The organism is Streptomyces lancefieldiae, assembly GCF_031845825.1.
Classification (GTDB): domain Bacteria; phylum Actinomycetota; class Actinomycetes; order Streptomycetales; family Streptomycetaceae; genus Streptomyces; species Streptomyces lancefieldiae.
Genome location: NZ_JAVRFH010000124.1, coordinates 1 through 6,906, shown reverse-complemented (window position 1 = coordinate 6,906; position 6,906 = coordinate 1). Strand labels below are relative to the sequence as shown.

Sequence of the window (6,906 nt, the reverse complement as noted above, 5' to 3'; positions counted from 1 at the left end):
AAGAGACGGCGTCGGCCTGAGCCTCTACCGAGTCGTCCGCGAGCTGCAGATACTCCTCGCGACCTGGACCGGCGCCTGCCCCACCTGTCACCGCGACATGCCAGACCCCGCACCAACATGACCAAGCACTACTAGTGCGCGGGCGCCAGATGTGTGCCTTATGGGCGCTTTATGGAAGGGTCGGCACTGGCGTGGTGCGGGGGTACAGACGCAGATACAGAGCCTTCCCGGCCTTTCTATATTGGGCACGCACGTTCGATTTTGGGGTTTCTGGGAGCATCGCCTGTGCCGGATGATTGGATGCCGGTATCCGGTGGTGCGGCGCTTCGTTCGCAGGGCGGGCATGGCCCGCACCCCGGTGAACGGGTGCGGTTCGAGAGGATGGAGGGCCGGCCGGTGAGTGATCGCAGCGCGATCGAGTGGACCGAGGCGACGTGGAACCCGACCACGGGATGCGACCGCGTCTCGGCAGGCTGCGACAACTGCTACGCGCTCGCGCTGGCCAGGCGGCTGAAGGCTATGGGGTCGGCGAAGTATCAGGCTGACGGTGATCCGCGCACCTCCGGGCCGGGGTTCGGGCTGACACTGCACCCGGGGGCACTGGATGTCCCCTACGGCTGGAAGAGTCCGCGCACGGTGTTCGTGAACTCCATGAGCGACCTTTTCCATGCCCGTGTGCCGCTGGACTACGTGCGCCGCGTCTTTGAGGTGATCGCCGACACCCCTCAGCACACCTATCAAGTCCTCACCAAGCGTGCCCGGCGTCTTCGGCAGGTCGCCGACCGGCTTGAGTGGCCGGCCAACCTCTGGATGGGCGTGTCGGTGGAGAGTGCGAAGGAACTGGCCCGCGTCGACGACCTGCGGCAGATCCCCGCCGCGGTGAAGTTCCTCTCGTGCGAGCCTCTGCTGGGCCCGTTGCACGGGCTGGAGCTGTCCGGGATCGACTGGGTGATCGCCGGAGGCGAGTCCGGCCCTGGCCACCGGCCGCTCGAGGCGGCCTGGGTCACGCACATCCGCGACACCTGCCAGCAGGCCGAGGTGGCCTTCTTCTTCAAGCAGTGGGGCGGACGCACGCCCAAGGCCGGCGGCCGCGAACTGGAAGGCCGCACCTGGGACGCCATGCCTCACCGCGCCCTGGCCCTGCCCGCACGCTGAGGCCGGATTTAACAGCAGCGTCACCCCACTTCGGGGTCCGCAGCAGCAGTGCACCCCGTGTCCCCGGAAGCCGGACTCCGTCCACAGCGTGCGGGCATGCAGGTGAGGATGCCGGTCGGCCACCTCCCGGCCGGAAGCAGTCATTCCTCGTCTGCAGCCGCACAGTTGGCCGGGCCTGGACAAGCCATTTGTGCGCAACACCGGTACACAACCACGGTATCTGTCGCAAAATCAGCCTAATCATGTCCTTCGAGCTGGCAGGGCGGGATCTTGGGCGCATCAGAGGCAGTGCTCGACGACGATGTTCTCGATCTGAGCGGTGAAAGCGCCGGTGAAAGGGGGCTCGACAGCAGCAGCCCGTTCTTCGTCAGCAAGAAGGCCGCCGCCGTCCTCAAGCACGCCATTCTCGACAGCTACGTCATGCCCTTCGCCAGCAAGGTCGGCCGGTACGCCCCGGACGGCCGAGTGGTCTACCTGGACGGCTACGCCGGACCCGGCCGCTACGAGGACGGAACCCCCGGCTCACCCGCCCTGATCCTGGACTCTGCAGCCCGCATCGCGGGCTTCCGCCAGCTCGACTGCTACTTCGTCGAACGCGCACCCAAGAACTACCAGTCCCTGGCCGCCCTCGTCAGCGAAGCCAGCGCCCAGGGCCTGGCCGCACACGCCCTGAAGGGACACGTCGAGAAGCACCTCGGACAGATCCTCGACCGCGCCGCAGGGGCACCCCTGTTCGCCTTCCTGGACCCCTTCGGCCTCGGACTGAGCTTCGAGACCCTCACCCAGCAGATCTTCGGCTCCCGCAGCATCCACGGAACCACCGGACGCCACGCGACGGAGGTACTGCTCAACTTCAACGCCAACGCCGTACGCCGCATCGGAGGACTGCTCACCAGCCCCAAGGACACTCCCGGCAAACCGGCCACGCTGCGCGCCATGGACGCGGCCTGCGGCGGCTCCTGGTGGCGCGAAGAGTTCCTGGCCTCCCAGAACAACACCGAAGCCGTCAGACGCATCACCACCGGTTTCGCCGACCGCGTCGCCCGCGCCGTCCGCGGCGGCTACTGGACCATCGACGTCCGCAACCGCGCCCGCCACCAGGTCGCCTACTGCCTGGTCCACTTCAGCCGTCACAAGGAAGGCATGTGGCTGTTCGGCGAAGCCGCCAGCCTCGCCCAGGTCGAATGGCGCCGCGCCTGTCTTCCTCCGACCGAGGAGGGCACGCTCTTCAACGCCGGCGACACCTTCGACGACGAAGAAGAACAGCGCGCCCGCGCATGGGTTGCAAGGATCCGCAAGAACCTCGAAGGCCTTCAGCAGCAGCTCGGCACCTTCACCATCGACGACCATCAGAACGAGATCCTCGCCGGCGTCCTCGGCCAGGCCCGCAACAAGCACATCAGAGCTGCGGTGAAGCAACTCCACAAAGACGGCAAGACCAGCTGCAACGGAGTCGGCGACGTACGCAGACTGCGCGTCACCCCGCCCCCACAACGGCGGCAACCATGACCGCAAACCGCCGCGACGTTCAACGGCTCACCGACCACCTGCGCTCCAGCCTCGGCGACGGACCGTTCCCCGCGCCCGGCGGCTGGACGCACATGGGCGCCGTCATCTGCGACGCCAGCTTCCAGGCACGCCGCAACTACGAGACGACGATCCGCCCGCGGCTCCTCGCACTGCAAACCGCCTGGCCGGACGCCTCTACCGTGCAGGGCTTCCGAACACGCCTGGCCACCTGCGGCCTCGCCACCGCCATGAACTTCCACGACCCCCGCAGGGTCACCATCGCCCACCGCATCACCGACCTGCTGGCCGCCCACCACGTCGACACCCGCGACGACCTGAATGCCTGGCTCGACCACACAGCAAACCGCGCTGCCCTGCGGACCGTCCACGGCGTCGGCCCCAAAACGGTGGACTACATCGGCAACCTCGTCGGCCGCTCCCACATCGCCGTCGACGTCCACCTGCGCGCCTTCGCCGCCGACGCCGGCCTCCCCGCCCTGAGCTACCAGCAACTGCGCGCCGTGTACGAGGCCGCTGCCGCCCAGCTCGGACACGACCCAGCAGGCCTCGAGCATGCCGTCTGGCGAAGCAAGGCACAGGCTAACTAGAACGTCAGTTCAGGCCTGTCGACGGGGACCCTCGATCCGACGCACTCGCTGTCTCTCTACGTGCTCAGTAGTACAGCTGAACGCACCACTGCAGAAGGCGTCATTTCAGGCTTGAGCTCTGTACGCCCGCTCCGCCCACTGACGACTCTGCTACAGACACCGTCGCTGGGCTGCCCTGCTCCCTCGTCAGCCCAGCCTTCGGCGAGCTGTACGCGGTTGGCGTGCCCTGGGCCCTCGGCGACGCCGACGTCGCGCTAGAGCCGGGCGGCATCCGGGTGTGCCAGCACGAACCTGGCGAACGAGAAGATGAGACGACGGCTGACGGACCGGCCGCTGAGACTACGATCACGGCCTGACCTGTGGTGAGAACATGGAGGACGTGGCGGTGGACTCGCATGGACTGCCAGATCGGATAGGCCCATACCGGCCCTTGCGCCGTCTCGGAGCCGGCGGCATGGGCACTGTCTACTTCGCCCATCCACCAGGCGAGACGCCTGTAGCGGTGAAGGTACTCCACCCGGAGTTCGCAGCGGACGCTGTACACCGCCGCCGGTTCGCCCGCGAGGTCGCGACCCTCACCAAGATTTCCGGCCCGTACCTTCTTGAGCTGAGCGCCGCCGACGCGCAGGCCGAACGACCCTGGCTGGCCACCCCGTACGTCGCCGGCAGCACCCTGGCCGAGCACGTCCAAAACCACGGACCCCTGACCGGGGCCTCCCTGGCTACGTTCGCCGCGGCCACTGCCCACGCGCTCACCTGCATCCACCGCGCTGGAGTCGCCCACCGCGACCTGAAGCCCACGAATGTCATTCTGGCCGCGGACGGCCCCCGCGTGGTGGACTTCGGCATCGCGCACCACCTGGACGCCACCGCGGTGACCGCGACCCGCCTGACCACCGGAACGCCCGGATGGATGGCCCCCGAGCAACTGGAGCGTGCAGCGACCGGAACAGCCTCCGACCTGTTCGCCTGGGGACTGCTCACCGCCTACGCGGCCACCGGTCGCCACCCCTTCGGGCCGCCGACCGGAATCGAGTTCCGCATCGTCGCTGCCGAACCCACACTCGACGGCATCCCCGACCAGCTCGCCGCCCTGGTGGCGGCGGCCCTGACCAAGACCCCGGCCACACGTCCGCCGGCCGTCGCCCTCGCCTCCCAGGCTGCTGCCCTCAACGGACCCGCGGGCACTGCTGCCTTCCCCACCCTCACCAACGCACCCATCACCCCTCCCACTCCGCTGCCCGCCACCTTGTGGGCGCCCCCCACCGCTGTATCCGAACCCGGCCCCGCCATCTCCACCGCCGCCACCGCTGCTGCCCCAGCCGCTACGGACCCACGGGCCCGGCTACAGGCCTGCCTGGAGGAAATCCACACCCTGGAAGAGGCCAGAGAGACCAGCGCGCGGTTGGCCAGAAGCCTCACCGTCCGAGACGACGGCTACTCCCAGGCGTCAGCCCTGAGATTCTTCATCGGTACTCACGTCACCACCGTCGGCGGGGCCGTCCTGTACCTGAAGTGGGGCAACGACGAAAGAGTCGCACAGCACCTCCACACCCTGCTCCGCAACGACCCTCACAAGGCAGTCGAAGCGATCACCTACTTCCGCGGCCCGGGCGCCGGGGTCCTGCACAAGACCGGCTATCAGGGCAACGTACTCGACCTCACCAGCCGGCTGATCACCATCACTCACGACGCCTTGCCCACCATCGCCGATCACATAGCCCGCCACGACACCGACTTCCCACACCTGCCCGAGACTCTCCGTCGAACTTGGCAGAACGCGGCCGCCACTGCCCGCCAAGCCACCAGTGCTCCGCCACCACCGGCCACGGTGACAGCCGCTACGCGCCGGAGAATGCGCTGGTGGCGCACCTGAGGCGCGCGCCACGCTCGCGCGCGGGACGGCCCGGGAACGGGTGGTGACCTGTGACGGTCTGGAACAGGCCTTGCCCAGCTGCGCATCCAGCAGGCTCGGCCCGCGTGGAGGACTGCGGCCTGCATCCAGGCGGGCTGACCCGTGTTGCAGCGGGGCAGCCCTGCGCTACCCCGGGCTGTCAGTCTGCTCGGCGCCTGTCCGGAACAGACGTCGAGCTCCGAACAGCGGTGATTTGCCGTCGGCTCCCGGTATGGCGGCGCGGGCTGGGAGACGGTGCCCTGGGTAGTGGGGTCTCGCGAGCGGCGAAGGTCCGCTACGTTCCTTCCGCATGGAAGACACTTCCCTGCTGCGTCAGGCCGTCCTCGACTGGCTCGAGCAGGCACGCGACCTGCCCTCCGTACCCCAGGCCATCACTGATGTAGCGCTCGCAGCGCTGCCAGCGTGGGAGACCCTGAGCAATGCGGTGGCCCGGACGGCACCGATATCGCAGAACCGTGACCTCTACGGCAAGTTCGACGGTGACTGGCTGCCCAGGCGGGCCAGCCTCCTGGGCGGATCGAGACTGGGAGACGCGACCCGGTTGATCGCCCAGGGAGCGACGGTGCCCGTAGAAGAGGTCGCGAACAGCTTCGTCGCCTTTTGCGCCGCGCCCGCGCCAGCTGTGGAGAACTGGCTGCTGCTGGCCGGCGACCTCCCCGACGGGACACGGATTCCGCTGGGCCGCTACACCCTGCAGACCTTCACTGTCGACGAACTGAGGCAGTTCGGCCCCATGCCTGCCCTCCAAGGACTCCAGCCGGGCGGACTCGATCTCGATCTCCTGGCAGGTGCACCCTTCGTCCACGCCCAGAACCCCGAACGTGCACCGGACCGCAGAGGCACGGGCTGGTTCGACTTCACCGGCCCGCGTCCAGAATCCCGGCACTGGAGGGCGCTGCTACCGCTGATTCTGTGGAGCCCCGAAACCCTGCACGTCGACGCGGTGTTCGACGTCCAACGCGGCCGTGAATTCGGCCTGCAGCAACACCAAGTACCCACCACCTTGCTGACCTACGAGGATCGCTACGGCAGGAAGGCGGAGGCCGAAGTCCGCGAGCTGGGCAGCTTCTGCATCACGCAGGCAGAGATTCCGCGACTACAGGCCTTCTGCTCCGCCGTGTCGGCGAGGATCAATGCCGTCATGGACGGCCTCACCAGTCCAGGCTTGCCCGGAAAGCGTGCCAGGCGTCTGGAACGGGCCGCCCGGCACCTACTGCAGGCATACCAGCGCACCCACAGTGACCTCGGCGTGTGGGAGCAAGAGACCGATGAGCTGCACCTGGACTACGTCATAGCCCTGGAAGCCCTGATGGTCAGCCCCAAAGACAAACACGAAGGAATCAGCCAAAGGATCCGCACCCGAGCTAGCGCTCTGTTCCCCATGCCCCTGCGTGAGCGGGTCGAGGACATGGTGCAGAAGTCGTACAGCGCGCGCTCGAAGTACGTGCATGGAGGCCTACTCGCAGATCAAGGAGCCTCCCCCTGAGTGGTGGACACGCTGATACTGGATCTGCTTGATCCGGAGGAAGCGAGAACACCGCCGATGGCGATGAAGGACTACTCGGACGAGTTCAAGGCCGATGCCGTGGCCCTGTTCGAGTCCACGCCCGGGGCGACCTACAAGAGCCTCGCCGCCGACCTGGGCATTAACAGGAACACCTTGCGGAACTGGGTACTGCGGGACCACGAACGCCGCGGGATTGGCCCGGACGCTGCCCG

General features: G+C 67.7%; 6 protein-coding genes. All 6 read left to right on the top strand.

The genetic code is table 11. The features are described 5' to 3' along the window. The first annotated feature begins 396 nt into the window (after window positions 1–396). Window positions 397–1,155: a DUF5131 family protein gene (locus tag RM812_RS40285; protein WP_030382659.1), complete on the top strand. Its 759-nt coding sequence runs from the start codon at window positions 397–399 to the stop codon at window positions 1,153–1,155. Between the two features lie 270 nt (window positions 1,156–1,425). Further along, a complete protein-coding gene (gene tcmP / locus RM812_RS40280) occupies window positions 1,426–2,664 on the top strand; it encodes a three-Cys-motif partner protein TcmP (RefSeq protein WP_311585684.1) in 1,239 nt (412 codons plus the stop codon). Then, the gene (locus RM812_RS40275) at window positions 2,661–3,272 is read left to right on the top strand and encodes an HhH-GDP family DNA glycosylase (RefSeq protein WP_311585682.1); all 612 of its coding nucleotides are present in this window, start codon (window positions 2,661–2,663) and stop codon (window positions 3,270–3,272) included. Before tcmP ends, RM812_RS40275 begins: the two co-directional genes overlap by 4 nt. Window positions 3,273–3,642: 370 nt before the next feature. Then, a complete protein-coding gene (locus RM812_RS40270) occupies window positions 3,643–5,148 on the top strand; it encodes a serine/threonine-protein kinase (RefSeq protein ID WP_311585680.1) in 1,506 nt (501 codons plus the stop codon). Window positions 5,149–5,476: 328 nt separating this feature from the next. Further along, the gene (locus tag RM812_RS40265; protein WP_311585678.1) at window positions 5,477–6,673 is read left to right on the top strand and encodes a HEPN domain-containing protein; all 1,197 of its coding nucleotides are present in this window, start codon (window positions 5,477–5,479) and stop codon (window positions 6,671–6,673) included. A gap of 57 nt (window positions 6,674–6,730) precedes the next feature. After that, on the top strand, window positions 6,731–6,906 hold a 176-nt coding region (locus RM812_RS40260), incomplete at its 3' end, for a transposase (RefSeq protein ID WP_311585687.1).